Below are 19,920 nucleotides of genomic sequence, written 5' to 3'. Positions count from 1 at the left end.
CCTGATAATTTTCTTCCTATCTTCGTCTAGCAAAAAAATTACTCCTCTGTCCCCTCGTTATCCTGCTCCTCTGCTTCCTCACCCCATTTTTCCTTCAACTCAGCCGCACGCTTAGAAACCCCCTTAGAAGCGCCATATAGAGGCGTTGGCGCTTCAGGAGAGGTAGAAGGATCAGTTTTAGGGGAAGGCAAAATTTCTAACTGCCGGTATTTTTTCCCATCCTTTTTATTCTCTTTTTTCCGAGGTTCTTCAGGTTTGTGCGGTTCATATTTATTCTCTCCTCGGCGGCGCTGAGAGGTTCCTTCCTCTGCCGTATCTTCCGCTATGACTTCATATAAAACTGCGACTTTATCCCGATCTGTTCCTCTTCGCAAAACTCGCCCTAAACGCTGAATATACTCGCGCTGAGAACCTGTTCCCGATAGCAAGATGGCAACTTTAGCATCTGGCACATCAACCCCTTCATTCAAAACATGAGATGCTACTAACGCTTTATATTCACCGGCTTTAAATCGGGTGAGAATTTCATGGCGTTCTTTAACGGGTGTTTGATGGGTGAGGGCGGGAATTAAAAACTCCTGAGAAATGCGATAAACAGTAGCATTATCTGCGGTAAAAATAAGGGTGCGTTCCGGATGATGCTGGGCTAATAAATCTGCCAAGATTCGCAATTTTCCGCCAGTTCCGAGAGCGATATCCTTGGCTTGCCGGTGGGCTAACATGGCGCGTCTTCCTGCCGGCGATCTGCAACTGGCTTGCACAAATAGCTGCCAACCTTTGATACTGCCGAGGGAAATATTTGATTCGCGTAAAAATTCGTTGCGGGTTTTAATTAGTTCGGTGTAATGCTCGCGCTCTTGCTTAGAAAGTTTAACTTTAATCTGCACAATTTCATGGTTAGCAAGTGCGCCGCCGGCAAGTTCTTCTGCCGTCTTGCGATAAATTTCTGGGCCGATTAAAGTATTTAAATCGGAATGCTTACCATCTGTGCGTTCTGGGGTTGCAGTCAATCCCAGCCGATAGGGGGCGATCGCATACTCTGCTATCACGCGGTTGAAGTCGGTGGGCAAGTGATGGCACTCATCAAACACAATCAGGGCGTAACGGTTGCCCAAAGTTTCTGCATGAATGGCGGCGCTGTCGTAAGTTGCAACCAGAATCGGGGTGCGATCGCGTGAACCTCCCCCCAGCAATCCCACTTCCACATCTGGGAAAGCTGCCTCTAAATGGGCATACCACTGGTGCATCAAATCCAGTGTGGGAACCACAACCAGGGTGCTGCGGGGGGTAGCTTGCATTGCCAGTTGCGCCAAATAAGTTTTACCGGCAGCCGTCGGCAATACCACCACGCCGCAACGTCCCGCCTGCTTCCACGCCAGCAACGCCTCACTCTGGTGGGCGTAGGGTTCCATTTCCATGCTGGCATTGAGTTCCAGCGGTTCAAATGCCTTGGCTTCGTCGTTGATTTGAGTGCCTTCGGCTTGCAGCGCTTCGATGAGAGGGCGGTAGTCGATGGCGGGGATGCGAAATTTCTCAACCCGATCGTCCCACGTTGCAAATTCCACCCACGCTTTACCTCTTGGGGGTGGGTGCAAAATGAGTGTGCCGCGATCAAATGTAATGGTAGATGTACGCGCCATCAGTTGGTTTAGTTGCCGGTTCCCCGTTATTTTAAGGGAGTCTGAGCGGATTTGCAGGCGCACAGTTCAGGTTGTGTGCAAATCGGTTGCTATTCCTTGGGGAGTAGATTGCACATCTGTCGAAAATTTTTGAGCTTTTTTTTAATAACTGCGTTACAAAAGTATAGAGTACCTTAATAAAAGTACAAAATAGCCATGATCGATGTAAGCTGGGAGTTTAGGCTACGGCGACTGGCAACAATATTGTCTGTCGCAATTTTGACACTAGCGCTAATGGCGGCAATTACGGGCGGGCTTTTAGCGTTTTATTATCAACCGAGTGCCGGTGGTGCTTATAATTCGCTGGAAACGATTACCAATGAAGTTCCGTATGGTTGGCTAATTCGGAGTGTGCATAATATTGCCGGGAATGGATTAGTTGGGCTGGGATTAATTCAAATTGTGGTGATGTTTCTGGGTGAGAAGTTTCGCCGCAGTTGGATTGCCGGTTGGATTAGCAATATTTTGCTCGTTTTGACGGCAATTGGTTTAGGTTGGACGGCAATGCTTTTAGATTGGAGTCAGGAAGGTTTCTGGCGTTTCCGCATTGAGGTGGCAACGATTGAAGCAATTCCTTTAATAGGGCCACAATTAGTTGCCATTTTAACGGGTGGTAGCGGGGTGAGTACGGTGACGGTGCAACATTTATATGCGCTACACAGTTACGTCTTGCCATTGGGTGCCATCGCTTTGGCAACGGTGCATTTAGTTAGTCTATTGATGTTGCAGCAACAGGAAAGAAGGGAGAAGCAAAACGAACTGCTTGAGGCAAATAGTTAGTCGGGTGTTTTGAATAAAAGAAAATGCGTTTTGCTTTAGAGGCAATTCTTCTGTGCTGGTTTATTTACGAGGAATTGCCTTTACTGTTGACGAAATTAACAAGTTTTAGGAAGATTTAAAAGCGATGCCGGCAAGAAGTTGTCCCCATCCCCACCTTCATAACTGATCTGGATTAATCCCGAGCGAACGCAACCTTTCTTCCAATACTTGTGCCCTAAGCCGTTCCTGTTCTAATAACGTTTGCGTCTGCTCAAGTTGCTGCTGCGCTAACTGCTTCTGTTGCCGTTCCTGTTCAGTTCTTTCTTCTGACCATAACAGCAGATTTCCTTGAGTATCCCACCATCGCAACCAATGGCCGGTTCTCAGTTCGTGGCTGCCTTCCCAAACTCCTAAAAATAACTCTAAACCCGGAATCCAATAACGCCCAGACTCATTCGGTTTTTGGGTTATATAGCGTCCAGATTCTAGAGCATAAACCTCAATACGACCTGTATCTGGTCGAAAAATCACATAGATAGGAACTTGAATAACCTGTTCATAAAAGAACCATTTACCCACACTTTCTGTAAACTCAACAGAATATTCTTCACCGTAAGTTGCTGATAGAAATTCCATCACGACTTGCGGGATCGTCCCTTGTGTATGCGGTGTGTAGCTGCGACGGGGTTTGCTTGACTGCCACGGCTGCACCGGCTTTACATACATCCAGTCGGGCGCTTTGCAGATCATTCGCTCATCTATCGCCGCACACAAGGCAAAATTAGACACGATTAGCGCTTCTTGCGATAACTCAGGCAAGAAGCTCAAAGGCTGACTCAGTGCGGCTGCAATTAAGGGCTGGTCTGTATTTTCCACAGGATCGTCAGGCAGGATAAAATCATCGGGCAGTAAGGGCCAGGTAATTGATAGTTGGTGGACGGGTTTTTGAGTGACGGCAGACATAATTTAACCTCATCCTCGTGCCGGCTGAAAATGTTATCTATATCTTAAGCTGTTCTGTATTATTAAGCCTCATTTGACACAAGTGGCACTACGGCAATTAATTTGGAAAAACGGTTAAAATCTGCAACATTGTGCGTGAGTAATTGACGAATTCCATAAACTAACATCGTGGCAACAATATTCGCATCGTGCACTTGCCGGCCACCGACGGGTATTTCCTGCATCAGCATTAAAAGCCGTTCCGTTACCTCTTCATTATCTTCAGCCACGTGAAATTGAGTTTGAAAAAGGCGAACATCCTCAATCAATACCTCAATAGGATGGACATTAGTAAATTGCTGAGGACGAGTCAGGGTGGCTAAATATTCCCGCAATACCTGCCGGCTGATCCATAACTCGCTGCCAGCATCATAAAGGTGTTGAATCGCCTGTAGCGCAACTTCGTGAAACGGAGACTCTTCAACATTCGCGTACACTAGAATATTGGTGTCGAGAAATATAGCGTTATCTTCCATCATCACCATACATATCCTCACGTCTCAGGGAAAGGTCAGTCGGCCAAGCGCCATAACTTCGTACTGGGAAATTTAGCGGTGGGCGCTTTTCTTTAACTGCCGGCACCTCACTCACCGACTTTTCATCAATCACTAGAACCACCTGATGCTCACCGGGGGAAATATCTGGAGGTAACTGCACCGTCATTTGGCGATTTTCTGTGACTGTAGCAACCGTTTTAATCATTTTCATAAAACTTTCTTGATCTCCAACTATGACATAATTATCTTATCTTAAATCCTGGCATCTTTTTGAGTGGTGCCGGCACCTACTGCTTATTACTAAATGCTGTAGTAAACTTTATTCAGCATTGAAAAAAACCATGCCAAAAAATAACGAAATTGCTGTTGAATTCCGGGAGGTGAGTTATACCGTTAACCACCGGCAACTGGTGTCAGATTTAAATTTCACCGTCCGCCAGGGAGAAACGCTGGTGCTTTTGGGACGCAGCGGCAGCGGCAAAACCACGACAATGAAACTGATCAATCACCTGCTGATACCTACAAGTGGTGAAGTTTTGGTGCAAGGTAAACCCACAACTCAATGGAACCCAATTCAACTGCGCCGGCGCATCGGTTATGTGATTCAAGAAATCGGCTTATTTCCCCATTTCACAGTTGAGAAAAATGTCGGTTTAGTGCCGGCTTTGGAAGGTTGGAAACCCAAGCAAATCAAAACACGAGTTTATGAATTATTGCATCTAGTTGGCTTAGATCCAGAGGACTTTGCAAACCGATATCCGCATCAACTTTCAGGAGGTCAGCGTCAGCGGGTTGGAGTGGCAAGAGCACTCGCTGCTGATCCGCCAGTGATGTTGATGGATGAACCTTTTGGCGCACTCGATCCGATTACACGATTGGAAATTCAAAAAGAGTTTGGCCGGCTGCAAAAAGAATTAGGAAAGATAGTCATTTTTGTGACTCACGACATTGAAGAAGCATTCATTTTAGCCACCCGCATTGGTTTAATGGAGGAAGGGCGAATGGTGGTGTTAGGGACGCCGGCAGAATTTTTGCGCTCACAAGATCCTGAAGCCTGCGCTTTTATGGCTTGTCTGAAATCACTTGAACCAACGCAGGATGGGCAATGAATACTGACTTTTTTCTATTTAAATATGGCGCAGAAATTCTAACACGCACCGGCGAACACTTATTTCTCGTCGGCATTTCCATTGCCATTGCTACTTTGGCCGGCATTCCGTTGGGAATTTTAATCACCCGCAAGCCAGGATTTATTAAGCCGATTTTGGGTTTTGCCAATGTTATGCAAACGGTTCCGAGTTTGGCACTTTTTGGCTTTTTGATTTCTGTGCCCTTGCTGGGGGGAATTGGTAATAATCCGGCAATTGTCGCGCTTATCTTATACTCGCTACTGCCGATTATCCGCAATACCTATACCGGCATTATCGGGGTAGATCCTGCGGTTCGAGAAGCCGGTCGCGGGATGGGAATGACAGATTGGCAACTGCTTTATCAAGTCGAAATTCCCTTGGCATTGGGGGTTATTTTGGCAGGTGTGCGAGTGGCCACTGTGATTGCAATTGGCATTGCAACCATCGCACCAGCAATTGGTGCCGGCGGCTTGGGGGTGTTTATTTTTCGGGGTATTTCTGTCGTCAACAACCAGCTAATTCTTGCGGGGGCAATTCCGGCAGCCGCGCTGGCATTACTTGTAGATTTTGCCATCGGTTGGTTTGAAAAACAATTAATAATTAAAAAGTGAAAAGAATTCTTTGTTTTGCTCTTTGCATTTTGACTTTTGCCTGGATCGTTGCCGGCTGCAATACAAACAAAGCCGGTGGTGGCAGCGGTGACATTGTGATTGGCTCAAAAAATTTCACAGAACAAGTTATTTTAGGAGAGCTTGTAGCGCAGCAGATCGAAGCCAAAACCGGCTTAAAGGTTGAAAGAAAACTTAACTTAGGAGGCACCGGCATCTGTCACGAAGGCGTGAAATCTGGGCAGTTAGATGCTTATGTGGAATACACCGGCACTGCTTTCACGTCTATTTTAAAAGAGAAAACAATCAGCGACCCTAAAGCAGTGTACAAGCAGGTTAAACAACAATATGTAAGTAAATTTGGGTTAGAAGTAACAGAACCATTAGGTTTTGAAAACACCTTTGCAATGGTTGTGCGCGGCGCAGATGCTCAACACTTGAATATTGCCACACTTTCCCAAGCCGCTAAATATACACCCCAATGGCAAGCCGGCTTCGGGTACGAATTTATTGAACGCGAGGATGGATTTCCAGGTTTGGCGAAAACCTATGGATTAAAATTTGAAAAATCTCCCAAAATTATGGATTTGGGATTAATGTATCGGGCGTTAGTTGAGAAAAAGGTAGATATGGTTGCCGGCAACTCAACAGACGGTCAAATTGCCACGTTAAATTTAGTAATTCTCAAGGATGATAAGCAATATTTTCCTCCTTACGAAGCTGTGCCGGTAGTCCGCCAAGAAACCTTAAAAAAATACCCCAAATTACGCGAAGCATTCAAGCAATTGGGAGGAATCATCACCGCCCAAGAAATGCAGCAAATGAATTATCAAGTAGATGGAGAATTTCGCAAAGTCGAAGAAGTCGTGAGTAAGTTTTTACAATCAAAAGGATTATTGCCCCTCCAGCAAAAACAGATAAACACAGATAGATAAACTATGTCTTTATCTGTGTTTATCTGTGTCCATCTGTGGTTAAAAAATCTTTCTTCAAGTGAAATAAAAACCCTTCGGTTATCCCAACTCCTCTGGATTAACCCCCATTTCTAACAGCTTTTGCCGTAAGCGTTCCGCTTTTGCTTCGGCATTTTCTGCTCGTTGGCGTTCTTGTGCTTCCGCTTCTTCTGGAGTGGGAACCAATTCTCCTTCTAGGGTGAAAAATCGCAACTGTTCTCCTAAAATACCTAAATACAATTGCAATTCCTCACTCCAAAGCCATCCCCGCTCATTTGGCTCAATCTCTTCATAGTGACGGTAGATAAGTTTAAAACCCTTAAATTCTAATTTATAAGGGTCAAACCAAAAATATTCAGGAGTGCGAAAAATATCTTGGTAAAGCTGTTTTTTTAACCCTCGGTCAGTTTGTGCCGTACTATCTGAAAGCACCTCCAGAATTAAGTTTGGATACTTGCCGTCTTCTTCCCAAACAACCCAACTTTTTCGCTCTTTGCGTTCAGTATTTAAAACAACAAAAAAATCTGGCCCTCGCACGTCTTCTGATTTACGTTGCCGGGTGCTGTAGTAAATACTCATGTTTCCGCCGGCAAAGAAATCCTGCCGGCTGCCCCACAACCGTTCTAAGCAGGTTAATAGTAGAATTAATTGTTTCAGATGCCGGTAAGTTTCCAATTGCGGTTCCTCACTCAGTAAATCGCCGGCTGGAAACACTGGAATCTCCGATGGAGTGCTTTGTACCATATCGCATAGCCCAGATAACAGCAGCTTGTGTTGATTCTTAATTCTATTGTATCGAAGAAATTGCTCAATAAAAATAGTATAATTATTTGACGAATATAATATTTTATGGGTTTATGTTAAATCGCTCTAGAACTGTTTTTATCCTAATTAATCTGAGTAAATAAGTGCCAAAAATGGTTACATCTGACGCAATTTTACTCAACGGCTGGCACGTTGTAGCCAAATCAGAAGACTTGCAACCGGCAACCATCCTGCCGGCACGTTTGTTGGGAGAAAACTTAGTGCTATGGCGCAACGGAGATCGCATCATGGCATGGAAAGACGTGTGCCCTCACCGAGGTGCGCGTCTATCGATTGGAAATATCTCCGGTGATACCCTCATTTGTCCGTATCATGGGTTAGCTTACGATACCACAGGACAATGTACCTACATACCTGCACATCCAGACTTACAGCCGCCGGCACGCGCCCATGTTCAAACTTACCAGGCTTATGAACTATACGACTTAATTTGGGTGCGTCTTGGCGCAGATTCGCAAGGCACAATCAAAGATAAAAAAGACGCTTCCGAAGTTGAGTTCATTATCCCACCTTCGTTTCCAGAGTGGGAAAACCCAGCTTTTCACAAATTCCTCTGCGGATCTTACACATATCATTCAAGTGGATTTCGAGCCATTGAAAATTTCCTGGATGTGTCTCATTTCCCGTTTGTGCATGATGGATTGCTAGGCGATCGCAACCGTACCGCCACCGCAGACTATGAAGTGGAAGTCGAGGAAAATGGCATCTCACTCCGCAATGTGCGCGTCTGGCAACCCGATCCAGATGGCACCGGCACAGGAGGAGAAGTTACTTACAATTACCGCGTCTTGCGCCCCCTGACGGCGTATTTCGTGAAGCAGTCGCCAGCCGGCGAATTAACAATTTTCTTTACCGTCACGCCGGTTGATGAGGAAGAATGTTTAGGGTGGATGTGGATCACAATGAATTACGGGCATGAGATCCCAGAAGCAGAATTACGAGCATTTCAAGATAAAGTTGTCCGGCAAGATATTCCGATTGTCGAATCACAGCAACCTAAGCGTCTCCCTTTAGATTTGCCGGCAGAATTTCACTTGCCTTGTGATCGCGCCTCTATTGCCTATCGCAAATGGTTAAAACAATTGGGCGTTACTTTTGGAACAGTTTAATCTTTTGAAGATATTCAAATTACAGAAATTAAAAACTAACATAAACCCGACAAAAACAGCCTTTTTAGATAACACCGCAGGTAACCACAGAAAAAACATCCGTTTTCATCTGCGTTTATCTGCGTGCATCTGCGGTTAAAAAATCTCTAATTCCAGCGTTTTCTAAAACCCTCACTTACCAACACCGGCATCACGACGAAACCAACTCTGGGTTAGCGATCATGCGGCGAATAGCATTCGCTTGTTTAATATATTCACCATCACTTAAAACCGGCACTGCCCCTTCAATTGAAATCGGTTCAACTAGATCGATCCAAGATTTGCAGCCACCGTATTCTGGGCGATATGGAATAACTTGTGGTTGCGGAAGTTTATAAGCCCGCAGTAGCAGCACATAAATCGGCTGGCGCGGCTTCCATTTGAGGCGTTCGCTAACAAATTGCTCGTTCCAAATATGATAAGGTAACAGTGCCTTGATTGCCGGCTCGTGAGCAACTGGGAAAATATCAGTAATGTCTGCCAAGCAACCAATTCGAACCGTTTCCGGATGCCAGCCAGACTCCACCGGCATCACTTTGCCAGCATATTCAGATTTCAGCAGATTTGGCTGTTGGTGTTCATAAGTTGGGTAGAGAAAAACCCTATCGTAATCAACAGCAAAGCGCCCATTTTCTTCGCGTATGCCGCCTTTTCGCAGCAGAATGATAGTTTTACCGGCTTCCAGGGCATCAACGGCGACAGCCCATTCTTTCAGCGCGTGAGAAGTCATTGATTCCATAGCAACCAAATTACCTCTTTCTTTCAGATTAAACTACCACACCCCAACTTGACACAGACCTATCTGTATTAATCTGTGGAATCTGCGGTTAAAAAACAAAATATACTCAAAAAAGCAGAATAAAAAAATAAACATGAAAACACGAACCCTAGGCACATCTGACGTGAAAATTACCCCAATCATTATGGGGACTTGGCAAACCGGCAAAAGAATGTGGGTGGGAATTGAGGATGCCGACAGCATAAAAGCATTGAAAGCTGCCTATGATGCCGGTATCACAACCTTTGATACCGCAGAAGTTTATGGGGAGGGACACTCAGAACGGATAGTCGGAGAAGCGCTCTCATCTGTACGGGATAAAGTTGTCTACGCAACGAAAGTATTCTCGAATCATCTCAGCCGTAATCTAGTGATTGAGGCGTGTGAGCGTTCGTTGACAAATCTCAAAACAGATTATATTGATCTTTATCAAATTCATTGGCCGGCTGGAACTTGGAACAGTGAATTTGTGACAGTTGAAGAGACAATGAGCGCTCTGAAGAGATTGAAGCAACAGGGAAAAATTCGGGCGATTGGCGTGTCTAATTTTTCTCGCGGACAGATAGAAGAAGCTTCACTGTATGGACAGATTGATAGTTTACAGCCGCCCTATTCTTTATTTTGGCGTTGGGTGGAAAAAGAGACAATGCCTTACTGTGTTGACAAGAATATTTCTATTCTCGCATATTCTTCGCTTGCACAGGGATTATTAACCGGCAAGTTCGGCCTGGATCACAAATTTGAGGAAGGCGATAACCGGGCGAAAAATAAGTTGTTTGCCGATAAAGAGAATTATCAACGAGTGCAAGAAGCTTTAGATAAACTGCGCCCGATCGCAGAACGCAATCAGTGCAGCCTCGCTCAGTTATCTTTGGCGTGGTTAATCGCTCAACCGCAATCTAGTGCAATTGTTGGGGCGCGGAATGCGGAACAGGCAACCGCAAATGCGAAAGCCGGCACTCTTAAATTATCGGCAGATGATTTAGCAGAAATTGATACCATCGGACGCACTGTTACAGATACTTTAGATGACAATCCAGTGATGTGGGATTTTTAATAAGCCGGCTGCTTGTTTGCAGCTAAATGTTTTGCCGGCTCGGCTTACAAGCACGTCAACATTATCGCGTCGTTAACCTTTGGGAAGTAGATGTTGAGGTGGCATTTAACCCAGCACTCAAAGCCTTACCTCCCTTTTCTCCCTTACTGAAGGGTGGATCGCAAGAACCTGTAACAAAATTTTGGGGTTAAGCTTGATTGCCAACCTGTCTGAGGGTTGCCGACATTGTGCTGCGCTACTTTTAGCGAAAATCCGCCGGCACTCTCAGCCCGTTTGCGTAAACGTGCCTGATTAAAATGTAGATATTATTATTCCAATTGCTGAGGTTGTTCAACTCAACAACAACTTCTACTCAAATGACTAAACATCGCCGGCAATCTCTGTTCGCTGCATTCACCGTTCTTTTCCTGTCTCTGACATCACCGGCACTGGTAGTCGGCAGTGCATCGGCGCAAAATCAACGTGGGAAAGATGCCGGTGTCACACAGGTTGCTCCCCTGATCGAAAAATTAAGAACCGCTGATGAATTCAACCGCGACGAAACGGTTGAGGCGTTAACCAAACTTGGCGCACCCGCCGTTCCCCAACTCATCAAAGCCTTGGAGTCCGATAATTTGTTAGTCCGCCAAGGTGCAGCCGAGGCACTGAGAGAAATTGGGAAGCCGGCTGCGCCTGCCTTGATCAAAGCCTTGGAGTCCAAGAATGAGCGAGTGCGCTGGAATGCGGCTAATGTACTGGGTTACCTCTATAACAGCCCACTAGTTCTTCCTAGTGGGGGTTTCATATATACGTCCCGTCTGGAATCTCCCATTAAGGAAGTAGATAAGGTCGTTAGCCTTAACACAGATACCTTTGAAGCAAATACGGTCGTTATCGTTAACACAGATACCGTCGTCTCTGCTCTTGTCAAAGCACTAAAAGATTCGGATACACGAGTGCGTGGCAGTGCCGTTGAGGTCCTAAAGCGCATTGGCACAGAAGCCAAAGCGGCTGTCCCCGACTTGGTTAACGCTCTTAAAGACAACGATTCATACGTGCGTGGCAGTGCCGCTGCTGCCCTAGGGAGCATGGGCACAGAAGCCAAAGCGGCTGTCCCCGACCTTGTTAACGCTCTTAAAGACAACGATGCAGATGTGCGAGACCGTGCCGGTTATGCCTTGGGGAGCATCGGCACAGAAGCCAAAGCCGCTGTCCCCGACTTGGTTAACGCTCTCAAGGATAAAGATGCAGACGTGCGCCGCAATGCCGGTTATGCCTTGGGGAGCATCGGCACAGAAGCCAAAGCCGCTGTCCCTGACTTGGTTAACGCTCTCAAGGATAAAGATGCAGGCGTTCGCCACGATGCCGCTTCTGCTCTGGGGAGTATCGCGTTTAGCCTTCAGGAAAAAGCAAACACCCTATCACCAAAAGAGTTGGATCAAGCAATCTCAGACTTAGAGGCAGCTTTAAAAATCCTCGAAGAGACTAAAGCTTATTTCTTTACAGACAAGATTAGAACTTTTCGTCTGTCCCTCAACGCACTCAAAGCCCAAAGAAATGCCAATTTAACCTATTGGATTCAGCAAAATCCCTGGCAAGCCGGCATCCTTTTCTACCTCCTCTTCTTCCCCTCCCTATGGTTAACAATCTTCTGGCTGCGTCCCCGGTGGCTGTTGCGAATTAATGACGCCCTCAAACCCTACGAATTTAAACTTCCTGACTCCTTGGGAGGCTTTCCCATCCGCATTCGTCACCTCACGTTTTTCAGTCTTTTTGTTTACCGCCCCAGAGTCCTTGATAGCTGGGTTGCCAAACATATCCAAACTTTCCATGAAGAATTTAGCAAGCTAGAAACCGTTAAGCGTCGCGCCACCTACGTCCCCGTTGCTGTTGAACTAGACGATAAAAAAATTTCATTAGACCCTACAGAGTTGCAAGCTACCTTCAACAAAAAGCGTATCTGCCTGCTGATCTATGGCGAAGGCGGGATTGGCAAAACCAGTATCGCTTGTCAGATGGCACTGTGGGCAATGGAGTCAGATGAAACCAAACGCCTCTGCAAACACCGGCAGCTTCCCATTCTCATAGAAGAAGAACTCAGCACCCAACTTCCCCAAGGCAAACATCCGTTTCTAGAAGCGATTCGGGGAAAGCTCAAAACCCTCACCCACCATCCCCAAGCGATTGATGAAACCCTGGTGGCAAAATTGCTGGAACAACGCCGCCTTCTGGTCATCGTAGACCACTTTTCAGAAATGACCGAAGCCACGCAAAAGCAAATTGACCCGGATTCATCAGAATTTCCCATCAATGCTTTAGTCGTTACTTCGCGGCTGAAAAGCAGCCTCGGTAAAGCCGGCAAAACCACGATTAAACCCCAAAAAATTCAAGGAGCTGAGCTTTCAGCTTTCATGCAAAAATACTTGGATAAACTGGGTAAATCATCCCTCTTGAATGGGCAGGGTTTTCACTATTTCTGCGGTGACTTTGCCAAACTCTTAGAGGAGACAGAAAGACAGCAAAGAAGTACCACCGTTTTATTCGCTAGACTCTATGCTGATTTAGTGATAGCCAGTAAAGAAGGCAAAAAAGATGATAACTTGCCAGAAACAATCCCTGATTTGATGTTAGAATACGTCAATGAAATTAACCGGGATGTGGCAACAAACCGGCTCGATGAGCGCATGGTTCACGCCGATGCCAAAGCCATCGCTTGGAAATGCTTGAAACCCACTTACAAACCGGCAACCGCTAAGTTTAAAGATGTGATAGCGGCGCTCTCTGCCTTAAACCCGCAAGACGTAGAAATTCGCCTCAAATATCTGGAAGAAACACTCCGCCTGATTCAAACCGTAGGCGCAGCAAAAGAAGATATCCGGTTTACCCTCGATCCGGTGGCTGAATATCTAGCCGGTTTGCATTTAATTGATGTTTATGGCAATAACGATAGCAAATGGCAAGGTTTCTTAACGGTAGCTGAATCACAACCAGGTTTTCCCGATGCGATTAAAGGCTTTTTGCTGGCAGTGCGCGATTGCTATTTAACAAAAATTCCAGAGGCAAAAAATAGCGATTTTCTCCCCAAAGAAATTAGTGATCGCTGTATTCCCAGTGCGCCACCGGCACCTGTACAGCCCATGCCGGTTTCCCCGTAATGAAAGTCAAAGTGATGCCGGCTATCTTTCCAAGGATCTAATTCGCATATTTGACGAGCCGATTGTGCGCCAGTTAACCATCCGAAAATTCCTTTTCGGGCTAATAACGAAAGTTCTCTAAAGTGGATCAAGATTTTTTGGAAGCCGGCTCTTTGCCGGGTTAAGCGATTAACCGAAGATCTTACGAAAAAGGTATTCTAATTTAAAATAGATGCCTGATAAAAGAATGGCGAAACCGGCAGATATTGGCAGCAAACGTTTAATCAGTCTCGCCCCCGATGCCTGGGTGCAGTGGGTAACACAGCGCCCCGACATCGTAGCCGGCGAGATCCTCTCCTCAGAATTCCAATGGCTGAGCCGCGAAAGCGATGTTTTGCTCAAAGCCTCCAGCCCCGAACACGGCGAATTTCTTGTCCTCAACGAGTTACAATTGCGCTACACCCCCCGAATGCCAAAGCGGATGCGGGCGTATGCAGCACTGGCAGAGGAAAAATACAACTTGCCGGTTTATCCGGTACTCATTAACATCTTGCAACCCACACCCGGAGTCGTGGTTGCCACCGGCTATCAATCTGAGTTTATGGGGTTACAGGCGCGACAAGACTATCGCACAATTAACCTTTGGGAAGTAGACGCTGAAATAGTCTTTCAACAACCCTTACCCTCCCTGCTGCCATTTGTGCCGATGCTTAGGGGTGGGGATAACGAGTCAGCCGTGCGGCAGGCAGTCCAACTTTTGCGAAATGATCAACAATTAAGCGAGTTGGAACCGCTTCTAGCATTTTTTGCTAGATTCGTGTTGTCAACACCTTTAGTACAGCAAATAATGAGGTGGGATATGGTTGTATTACAGCAATCGCCTTGGTATCAAGAGATTTTGCAACAAGAAGCATTGCGGATATTACGACGTCAGCTTCAGCGTCGTTTTGGTGAGGTGCCGGCAAATGTACAAACTATCCTACAGGGATTAAATTTAGAGCAATTAGAGGAATTGGTGGATGTTGCTGTAACCGTGAATTCCCTCAATGAGTTTATCGCCTCTGTTCCCCCCACCTCTGAAAATGCAACAGAGCCGGCGTAATTTACCTGGATTGAGGGGGTGAGGGGGTGACAAACCGGCACACCCAAGCCGGCAAGTAAAATTAAAGGGAACGCCATCACCCGTAACCCCAACCATGTCAGACTCACTGAGCGAGCGCTACCTAGCCTTTATCGAGCAAATTGTTGAAATCACCCTCAAAGGGCAAATTCGCTCAAAAGAACAGGTTTATCAAATGCTTGTGGAAGGCATAGAAGCCGGCACCGACGAAATTTTTGAACGCAGTTTAGATGAACAATTAAACACTGCTCAATCTGTAGTAAAAACCGAAAAAGATGAGTTAAAACAAGCCAAAGCCAACCGCCGGCTGAGAGCAATCAAAACGATTCAAACCGAGTGGGAACGCTGGCAAAAAGAAAATAGAGTTTCTGGTGCTATTGCATCCACAATTCAACAAATTCTCAACGCAGATGAGCGTGATCGCCTTACCGTTGTCTTGCGCGTTCTCGATCCTAACCAAAAGCAGCCGCTTACCTTAGATCAACTGCAACAACTTGCCAAATTATTGCATCAACAACTCACGCAGATTGCCAACCCCGACTTAGCGCAAGATGTGCAGCAAATCCTCACCGGCATCACCGCAGGATTAGAATCTTGGCAGCGACTCGAAGGCAATCTTGTTAGCTGGATTTACGAAAAACGTAGCCAAATCGGATTTGCCGGCACTCCAGAACAAAATGGCCCTTGGGGATTATGGGCAAAACAAGTCAGCAGTCCCTTCCCCAAAGCCTTATTTAATGCAATTTCCCTCAATCAATCTATCGTTGAAGCCACTGGCAAGCAAGCAAGTTTAGAACCGGCAGCATTAATTGAATTAGCCGTAATTTTGCAGTGCTTGCAACGAGGTTTAGTTCAGTGGTTTGATAAACTGGTTTATGACTCAAAAGTTGGCGCAAAGCTTTCCATTTCCACCTTTTTAACCTTTGCCGCAATTTGGGTTCAGTTAGCGAATGGCTTTGAGCGAGCAACCAGCCTTAATTCCAGTAATCGAGAACGCTTAGCCAATGGATGTTTTCAAATTACATTACAAATTCTCCGAGCTTTCTCTCAACGAGAATACTTTCCGCTCTATGGCGGAATTTTTGCCTCGTTTTCAGGTAGCTACTTGCGAAATACACTCGATTATCTAAGTGAACCGCTGCGACAAGTTGAAGGAACCCAAGAAAAAGCTCGAATCCTCACACTTTTAGGCTATTCGCAACACGCTCAAGGTCGTTATGAGCAGGCAATTGTCTTTCATGAGCAAGCCTTGGAAATTGCCCGTGAAGCCGGTGATCGTCCCTGTGAAATTGCCAATCTCAATCACCTCAGCCGGACTTGCGTTGCTCAAAAAAACTATGCCGGTGCAATTAGTTACAGTCAACGCGCCCTTATTTATTCTAGGCAAGCCGGTGATCGTTTAGGAGAAGCAAACGCTCTCGCAAATTTCGGTTTTAGCGAAGTCTTCCAAGCCAAACAACAAGAACAATTGGAACCGGAAATTTATGAAGCTGCGATTAACTACTTAGAGCAAGGTTTGCAATTAGCAGAAAAATTAGGTGATCGTCAAAGTCAAGCTCTTTGTTTCAGCAGCCTCGGCATCGCTCACGTTGTTTTAGATCAACCGGAAGAAGCCCTCAACTATCTAACAGACGGTTGGAAAACTGCCCAAATGTCAGGAGATTTATATCTTCAAGGTCTGAATTTGGCTTATTTAGCGCAAGTTTGCTACAGTTTGACCGCCATTGGCAATGCTGTGGGTTACGGTAGTTTGGGAATGTATATTTTAGAGCAAATTGGTGCAAATGAGTGGCGGCAACCGGCAGGCTTGTTGACAATCTTAAAAGGTCAATTAAGCCTCGAATTTCAAAATATTTTAGAGCAGAAGCGCCCTACCATCATCGCAGTTATTGGGGTAGATGGCTATGACTACATCCCCGAACTGTTAGAAAGATATCAGCAATCTTTAGAGTAATTAGACTGGTTGCAAACGTTGATTTTTTGTTTCAAACCCGCAGATTTCGCAATTTCGTGGGCGAGGTGTATCCTCCGTTTCACTCCGCCCACCAAACCGCTCAATTACACTTCAACCGGCACGCACCCGTCATCTTTTTGTCAATCAACCTGTCGTTAATAAGGCAAAGAAAAACGACGTATGCGATTATTTTTCCTAGGGTTCTACGACAACAGTTGTCCCAACTGACACCTTTTCAAATAAAGCTTGAACGTCGCGATCAAACATCCGAACGCAGCCGTGGGAAGCTGCCTGTCCGACTGAATCCTCATTAGGCGTGCCATGAAAACCAATCACATCCTTTCCATCTGTCCAGAAGCCAATCCATCTGGTTCCTAAAGGATTATCTGGCCCAGGCTCGACAAGTTCTCCTGTCCAAGGATGCTCCCAAGTTGGATTTTTAATCATTTGCATCACTTGATAAGTGCCCACCGGCGTTTCCCAACCATCCTTACCAACTGCAATTGGATAACTAATTTGCATTTGGTTCTCCCGATACAGATAGACGCGGCGCTCGCCCAACTTAATTACCAAGCGGGTGCTGAGGCTGTCGCTGGCAGAAGAAGGTTTATTACTCGGAGAAATATTGGCAGGTTTATCCATCGGAGCAATATCAGCCGGTTTATTGCTCGGAGAAACATCAGAAGGTTGGTCAATCGGCGGCGAGACAGGTTGCTCAACCTGAGGCTTTAGCTCACCGGCAGCTCCTCCTTTCTGTGCAACCTCTAAAGCATCAGCTTGCCGATGCCCCCACAGCAGTAACATTGTCGCACTCAAACATAGCATTATTAACCTGTGCGTTTTGCCCATGCTGCAAGAACGATTTAGGGACTCTCCTCTCACCATTGCTGTCATCTCTTATCTCTAGCAAACGATTTATGCAAAATGACTGTCTAGAATTCACAGAAGCAGACCTTGCTTCGTTAGATTTTAAGGCATATCTATCTTAGCGTTTAAGATGGGATAGAGAATTTTCCAAAAAAAAGAAAGTTTTTACAGGAAGCCTTGCTGGATAATACTTTTAATAACTGACGAACCCGGACATTTATCAGTCATCCCTATTAATTTCATAACCTTTGATTAGAATTCCCCAGTTTTTTTAGGTCTTAGGGAACTTTTTATTCACTCTGTTCTTCTTAAATGCGGGGCAGATGATAAAATTTTATTATGAGAGTAATAAAAACCTTATCGGCAGCGTTAACCTGTCATCGCTTCTACATTGGTTATCTGTATAAAAGAGTCTGGTTAGAAATGCTCCGTAAACAGTAAGCTATTAGTAAACTCGCTGAGCCGGCAGTAACAAGCCTCATGTTTAACCGGACTTTTACGCAACGGTGAACAACGGGCCAGGTTTGAAATTTTTCGGTAGGTAAATTTTAGACAAAAGGCATCAATCAAAGTTTTTAACAGCCGGTATGCATTATCACTCTGATTCTGTATTAAAACCCTGTAAGATTAGTACACCAGAGCGGGTGCATTTACTGACTTGCTTGCTTTAACAGTCACGTTGGCTTTAAAAAAGCAAGATTTCAAATAGCGGTGTAAGCAGCAATTAGCTATACCTGCAGGTAGATTTAACCGAAAGCTGCGAACGTTAAAATTTGGGCAATGGGTTAAATCTATAAGCGTCTTGCAAGACCAAACTAACTTTGCTCGGTTAGTGTACTAACATAATGTTCTCCATAAGTGAGGAGGTTCTCATGCGAATTGAAAAAATGAAATTACTGACAGGGACGACGGTTTCACTGTTGCTTTCCGCCATCGCAATGTATCCGGCAGTTGCCGGCCAATCTGATGTAATCGCTCAGCAGCAGCCAATTGCCCAACGCAATACGCCGGTGGCATCTGAAATGATTAGAGGCACCATTAAAAGTATTGTCGGTGACGTAGTCACGATTCAGGAGCCTGATGACGGTCGAGTCAGAACGCTTACGATTCGACGACCGGAAAGAGGGGCGCTAGGACTGGTGCCGGGAATGGATATCATTGCGCGGATGGAAAACGGGCGTGTCGTTGATGTCGCTAGAGCGCCAATGATGAATGAAGAAACGTTGGAGACGACGACCACAACGACGACAACAACAACCCCAACCGTCCGCGAGACGATGACAACCACCCCAACCGCCCGACCGGCACCGACGATGACAACCACCCCTACAGTGCGACCGGCACCCGTTGAGGTTGAAACGACAGAGGTTGAAACCCAACCCGATAATACCTATTATGAAGCTCCTGCCCAGCCGGTGAGAGCGCTGTGGTAACTTCACAGTACACTTTTGCGGCTAACTAAAGCCTGATTAATGAAGTAATGCCGTCCTAAAGGGCGGTATTGCTTTTTAAGCGTTTCACTGAGCTTCATACCTAAGTTATTGCCGGTTCCACACACAGTTTTCACCGGCTACACAAAATACTTAACCATGCAAGATGAATTTAGCAACAGCCTCCCTAACGGATGAACAATTCGTCAAAATCCGCTGCAGTCTTGATAGTAGAACTCATTATTTCTCTGCCACGGGTTCCATGTATGCCCAACCGATGGATGGGGATCAACCGGCTCACCTGTTTGATTTTCTTGGCGTAGATATCTCACGCTGCATCAAAGATGAAATCATTAACTGCTGGGTATTGCTGAGCCGTAAAATTACGCTTTATCTTGACCCGCAAACCGGCGAAGTTTTAAAGACTTGGCAAAATCCTTGGAGTGGTGAAACGCTCAACGTGATGCATCGTTCTTACGACTACCAAGAATTTGAAATTCCTCAACAGATCAAGGCTCACATCGCGTCGGAACTTTCTTCAGTTTCATTAGATATTAACCTGAAATTACCGAACCCACTCGCAAAAAATCCAAAGTTTGTCGAGCATTCTCCTGAAGAATCTATTCAATCCTCAGATTCCTACAAATTCATCTTTCCCACAAAAATGCTGAGTGATGAAACACTCACGCCCGCTGATAATCGCTCTGTCGCACTTTCCTACTACCGCATGGGTCCCTGGGAACCCTGGATGAAAATGAAGGGAAAACCAGGCTTTTTAGTTTTGAATTATACCGGAACTAAAACCGACGTATTTGAAGAACTGCACCCAGAAATTAAAGCCCAAATAGAACAGAGAATGCCGTTGTTTTACGAGGCTCCAACCCATCGCTTGCAGCGGTCTATCGCCACGAGTTGGAGCCGATTTGAAGAACAGTTTGATGGTTATTTGAGAGGGGAAGAATTTCCCCTGCCGGCACCCCTCACAGAAGAGCATTGAATT

The 19,920-nt window shown here is 45.7% G+C and carries 19 protein-coding genes; 12 read left to right on the top strand and 7 right to left on the bottom strand.

Annotation, left to right across the window (positions count from 1 at the left end; all coding sequences use genetic code 11):
- Window positions 1-38: 38 nt before the first annotated feature.
- Complete coding sequence (locus H6F56_RS23785; RefSeq protein WP_190674972.1) at window positions 39-1,640, bottom strand: DEAD/DEAH box helicase family protein; 1,602 nt, start codon at window positions 1,638-1,640, stop codon at window positions 39-41.
- A gap of 195 nt (window positions 1,641-1,835) precedes the next feature.
- Between H6F56_RS23785 and H6F56_RS23780 the strand changes: the two genes are divergently transcribed.
- Window positions 1,836-2,459 (top strand): cytochrome b N-terminal domain-containing protein, encoded by a 624-nt coding sequence (locus H6F56_RS23780; protein WP_190673878.1) that lies wholly within the window; start codon window positions 1,836-1,838, stop codon window positions 2,457-2,459.
- A gap of 156 nt (window positions 2,460-2,615) precedes the next feature.
- Here H6F56_RS23780 and H6F56_RS23775 read toward each other — a convergent pair whose 3' ends face one another.
- The 3 genes from H6F56_RS23775 to H6F56_RS23765 all read right to left on the bottom strand — a co-directional run bounded on the left by H6F56_RS23775 (window position 2,616) and on the right by H6F56_RS23765 (window position 4,148).
- On the bottom strand, window positions 2,616-3,401 hold the full coding sequence (locus H6F56_RS23775) for a Uma2 family endonuclease (RefSeq protein ID WP_190673875.1): 786 nt from the start codon (window positions 3,399-3,401) through the stop codon (window positions 2,616-2,618).
- A gap of 62 nt (window positions 3,402-3,463) precedes the next feature.
- Window positions 3,464-3,919 (bottom strand): type II toxin-antitoxin system VapC family toxin, encoded by a 456-nt coding sequence (locus tag H6F56_RS23770; RefSeq protein ID WP_199313232.1) that lies wholly within the window; start codon window positions 3,917-3,919, stop codon window positions 3,464-3,466.
- Window positions 3,906-4,148, bottom strand: a complete 243-nt coding sequence (locus H6F56_RS23765; protein ID WP_190673871.1) for a hypothetical protein — start codon at window positions 4,146-4,148, stop codon at window positions 3,906-3,908. Before H6F56_RS23765 ends, H6F56_RS23770 begins: the two co-directional genes overlap by 14 nt.
- A 130-nt stretch (window positions 4,149-4,278) precedes the next feature.
- On the opposite strand from H6F56_RS23765, the gene H6F56_RS23760 reads away from it, so the two are divergent.
- From H6F56_RS23760 to H6F56_RS23750, 3 genes are read left to right on the top strand one after another with little or no spacing between them, the layout of a single operon-like run.
- Window positions 4,279-5,046 (top strand): ATP-binding cassette domain-containing protein, encoded by a 768-nt coding sequence (locus tag H6F56_RS23760; protein WP_190673867.1) that lies wholly within the window; start codon window positions 4,279-4,281, stop codon window positions 5,044-5,046.
- On the top strand, window positions 5,043-5,678 hold the full coding sequence (locus tag H6F56_RS23755; RefSeq protein WP_190673865.1) for an ABC transporter permease: 636 nt from the start codon (window positions 5,043-5,045) through the stop codon (window positions 5,676-5,678). The genes H6F56_RS23760 and H6F56_RS23755 overlap by 4 nt, the downstream gene beginning before the upstream one ends.
- 29 nt (window positions 5,679-5,707) lie before the next feature.
- Entirely contained in the window at window positions 5,708-6,610 is a 903-nt protein-coding gene (locus H6F56_RS23750) for a glycine betaine ABC transporter substrate-binding protein (RefSeq protein WP_199313230.1), read from the top strand.
- A 78-nt stretch (window positions 6,611-6,688) separates the two neighbouring features.
- On the opposite strand, the gene H6F56_RS23745 is transcribed toward H6F56_RS23750, so the two are convergent.
- Window positions 6,689-7,372: a Uma2 family endonuclease gene (locus H6F56_RS23745; protein ID WP_190673861.1), complete on the bottom strand. Its 684-nt coding sequence runs from the start codon at window positions 7,370-7,372 to the stop codon at window positions 6,689-6,691.
- Window positions 7,373-7,545: 173 nt separating this feature from the next.
- On the opposite strand from H6F56_RS23745, the gene H6F56_RS23740 reads away from it, so the two are divergent.
- The gene (locus H6F56_RS23740) at window positions 7,546-8,562 is read left to right on the top strand and encodes an aromatic ring-hydroxylating oxygenase subunit alpha (RefSeq protein ID WP_190673859.1); all 1,017 of its coding nucleotides are present in this window, start codon (window positions 7,546-7,548) and stop codon (window positions 8,560-8,562) included.
- A gap of 190 nt (window positions 8,563-8,752) precedes the next feature.
- Here H6F56_RS23740 and H6F56_RS23735 read toward each other — a convergent pair whose 3' ends face one another.
- Complete coding sequence (locus H6F56_RS23735) at window positions 8,753-9,340, bottom strand: DUF1802 family protein (protein ID WP_190673857.1); 588 nt, start codon at window positions 9,338-9,340, stop codon at window positions 8,753-8,755.
- A gap of 133 nt (window positions 9,341-9,473) precedes the next feature.
- Here H6F56_RS23735 and H6F56_RS23730 point away from each other — a divergent pair, with 133 nt between their 5' ends.
- The 5 genes from H6F56_RS23730 to H6F56_RS23710 all read left to right on the top strand — a co-directional run bounded on the left by H6F56_RS23730 (window position 9,474) and on the right by H6F56_RS23710 (window position 16,623).
- On the top strand, window positions 9,474-10,436 hold the full coding sequence (locus H6F56_RS23730) for an aldo/keto reductase (protein ID WP_190673855.1): 963 nt from the start codon (window positions 9,474-9,476) through the stop codon (window positions 10,434-10,436).
- Window positions 10,437-10,462: 26 nt separating this feature from the next.
- Window positions 10,463-10,627 (top strand): hypothetical protein, encoded by a 165-nt coding sequence (locus H6F56_RS23725; protein WP_190673853.1) that lies wholly within the window; start codon window positions 10,463-10,465, stop codon window positions 10,625-10,627.
- Between the two features lie 165 nt (window positions 10,628-10,792).
- On the top strand, window positions 10,793-13,570 hold the full coding sequence (locus H6F56_RS23720; RefSeq protein WP_190673851.1) for a HEAT repeat domain-containing protein: 2,778 nt from the start codon (window positions 10,793-10,795) through the stop codon (window positions 13,568-13,570).
- A gap of 211 nt (window positions 13,571-13,781) precedes the next feature.
- Window positions 13,782-14,651, top strand: a complete 870-nt coding sequence (locus tag H6F56_RS23715) for a DUF4351 domain-containing protein (protein WP_309236623.1) — start codon at window positions 13,782-13,784, stop codon at window positions 14,649-14,651.
- Between the two features lie 94 nt (window positions 14,652-14,745).
- Window positions 14,746-16,623 (top strand): tetratricopeptide repeat protein, encoded by a 1,878-nt coding sequence (locus H6F56_RS23710; RefSeq protein WP_190673849.1) that lies wholly within the window; start codon window positions 14,746-14,748, stop codon window positions 16,621-16,623.
- 195 nt (window positions 16,624-16,818) lie between these two features.
- On the opposite strand, the gene H6F56_RS23705 is transcribed toward H6F56_RS23710, so the two are convergent.
- Window positions 16,819-17,427, bottom strand: a complete 609-nt coding sequence (locus H6F56_RS23705) for a L,D-transpeptidase (RefSeq protein ID WP_242032147.1) — start codon at window positions 17,425-17,427, stop codon at window positions 16,819-16,821.
- 935 nt (window positions 17,428-18,362) lie between these two features.
- Here H6F56_RS23705 and H6F56_RS23700 point away from each other — a divergent pair.
- Both H6F56_RS23700 and H6F56_RS23695 read left to right on the top strand, forming a co-directional pair.
- Window positions 18,363-18,923: a hypothetical protein gene (locus H6F56_RS23700; protein ID WP_190673847.1), complete on the top strand. Its 561-nt coding sequence runs from the start codon at window positions 18,363-18,365 to the stop codon at window positions 18,921-18,923.
- Between the two features lie 163 nt (window positions 18,924-19,086).
- Entirely contained in the window at window positions 19,087-19,917 is an 831-nt protein-coding gene (locus H6F56_RS23695; protein ID WP_190673845.1) for a DUF1838 family protein, read from the top strand.
- The last annotated feature ends 3 nt before the right edge of the window (window positions 19,918-19,920 follow it).

It is taken from the genome of Microcoleus sp. FACHB-672, assembly GCF_014695725.1.
Taxonomy (GTDB): Bacteria; Cyanobacteriota; Cyanobacteriia; order Cyanobacteriales; family Oscillatoriaceae; genus FACHB-68.
This window is presented reverse-complemented; position numbering and strand designations above follow the sequence as displayed.

What these genes read in the sequence shown, in the direction of transcription:
- H6F56_RS23785 (WP_190674972.1), bottom strand. Translation starts at nt 1,640, where the DNA reads ATGGCGCGTACATCTACCATTACATTTGATCGCGGCACACTCATTTTG.
- H6F56_RS23780 (WP_190673878.1), top strand. Translation starts at nt 1,836, where the DNA reads ATGATCGATGTAAGCTGGGAGTTTAGGCTACGGCGACTGGCAACAATA.
- H6F56_RS23775 (WP_190673875.1), bottom strand. Translation starts at nt 3,401, where the DNA reads ATGTCTGCCGTCACTCAAAAACCCGTCCACCAACTATCAATTACCTGG.
- H6F56_RS23770 (WP_199313232.1), bottom strand. Translation starts at nt 3,919, where the DNA reads ATGATGGAAGATAACGCTATATTTCTCGACACCAATATTCTAGTGTAC.
- H6F56_RS23765 (WP_190673871.1), bottom strand. Translation starts at nt 4,148, where the DNA reads ATGAAAATGATTAAAACGGTTGCTACAGTCACAGAAAATCGCCAAATG.
- H6F56_RS23760 (WP_190673867.1), top strand. Translation starts at nt 4,279, where the DNA reads ATGCCAAAAAATAACGAAATTGCTGTTGAATTCCGGGAGGTGAGTTAT.
- H6F56_RS23755 (WP_190673865.1), top strand. Translation starts at nt 5,043, where the DNA reads ATGAATACTGACTTTTTTCTATTTAAATATGGCGCAGAAATTCTAACA.
- H6F56_RS23745 (WP_190673861.1), bottom strand. Translation starts at nt 7,372, where the DNA reads ATGGTACAAAGCACTCCATCGGAGATTCCAGTGTTTCCAGCCGGCGAT.
- H6F56_RS23740 (WP_190673859.1), top strand. Translation starts at nt 7,546, where the DNA reads ATGGTTACATCTGACGCAATTTTACTCAACGGCTGGCACGTTGTAGCC.
- H6F56_RS23735 (WP_190673857.1), bottom strand. Translation starts at nt 9,340, where the DNA reads ATGGAATCAATGACTTCTCACGCGCTGAAAGAATGGGCTGTCGCCGTT.
- H6F56_RS23730 (WP_190673855.1), top strand. Translation starts at nt 9,474, where the DNA reads ATGAAAACACGAACCCTAGGCACATCTGACGTGAAAATTACCCCAATC.
- H6F56_RS23725 (WP_190673853.1), top strand. Translation starts at nt 10,463, where the DNA reads ATGTTTTGCCGGCTCGGCTTACAAGCACGTCAACATTATCGCGTCGTT.
- H6F56_RS23720 (WP_190673851.1), top strand. Translation starts at nt 10,793, where the DNA reads ATGACTAAACATCGCCGGCAATCTCTGTTCGCTGCATTCACCGTTCTT.
- H6F56_RS23715 (WP_309236623.1), top strand. Translation starts at nt 13,782, where the DNA reads ATGCCTGATAAAAGAATGGCGAAACCGGCAGATATTGGCAGCAAACGT.
- H6F56_RS23710 (WP_190673849.1), top strand. Translation starts at nt 14,746, where the DNA reads ATGTCAGACTCACTGAGCGAGCGCTACCTAGCCTTTATCGAGCAAATT.
- H6F56_RS23705 (WP_242032147.1), bottom strand. Translation starts at nt 17,427, where the DNA reads ATGTTACTGCTGTGGGGGCATCGGCAAGCTGATGCTTTAGAGGTTGCA.
- H6F56_RS23700 (WP_190673847.1), top strand. Translation starts at nt 18,363, where the DNA reads ATGCGAATTGAAAAAATGAAATTACTGACAGGGACGACGGTTTCACTG.
- H6F56_RS23695 (WP_190673845.1), top strand. Translation starts at nt 19,087, where the DNA reads ATGAATTTAGCAACAGCCTCCCTAACGGATGAACAATTCGTCAAAATC.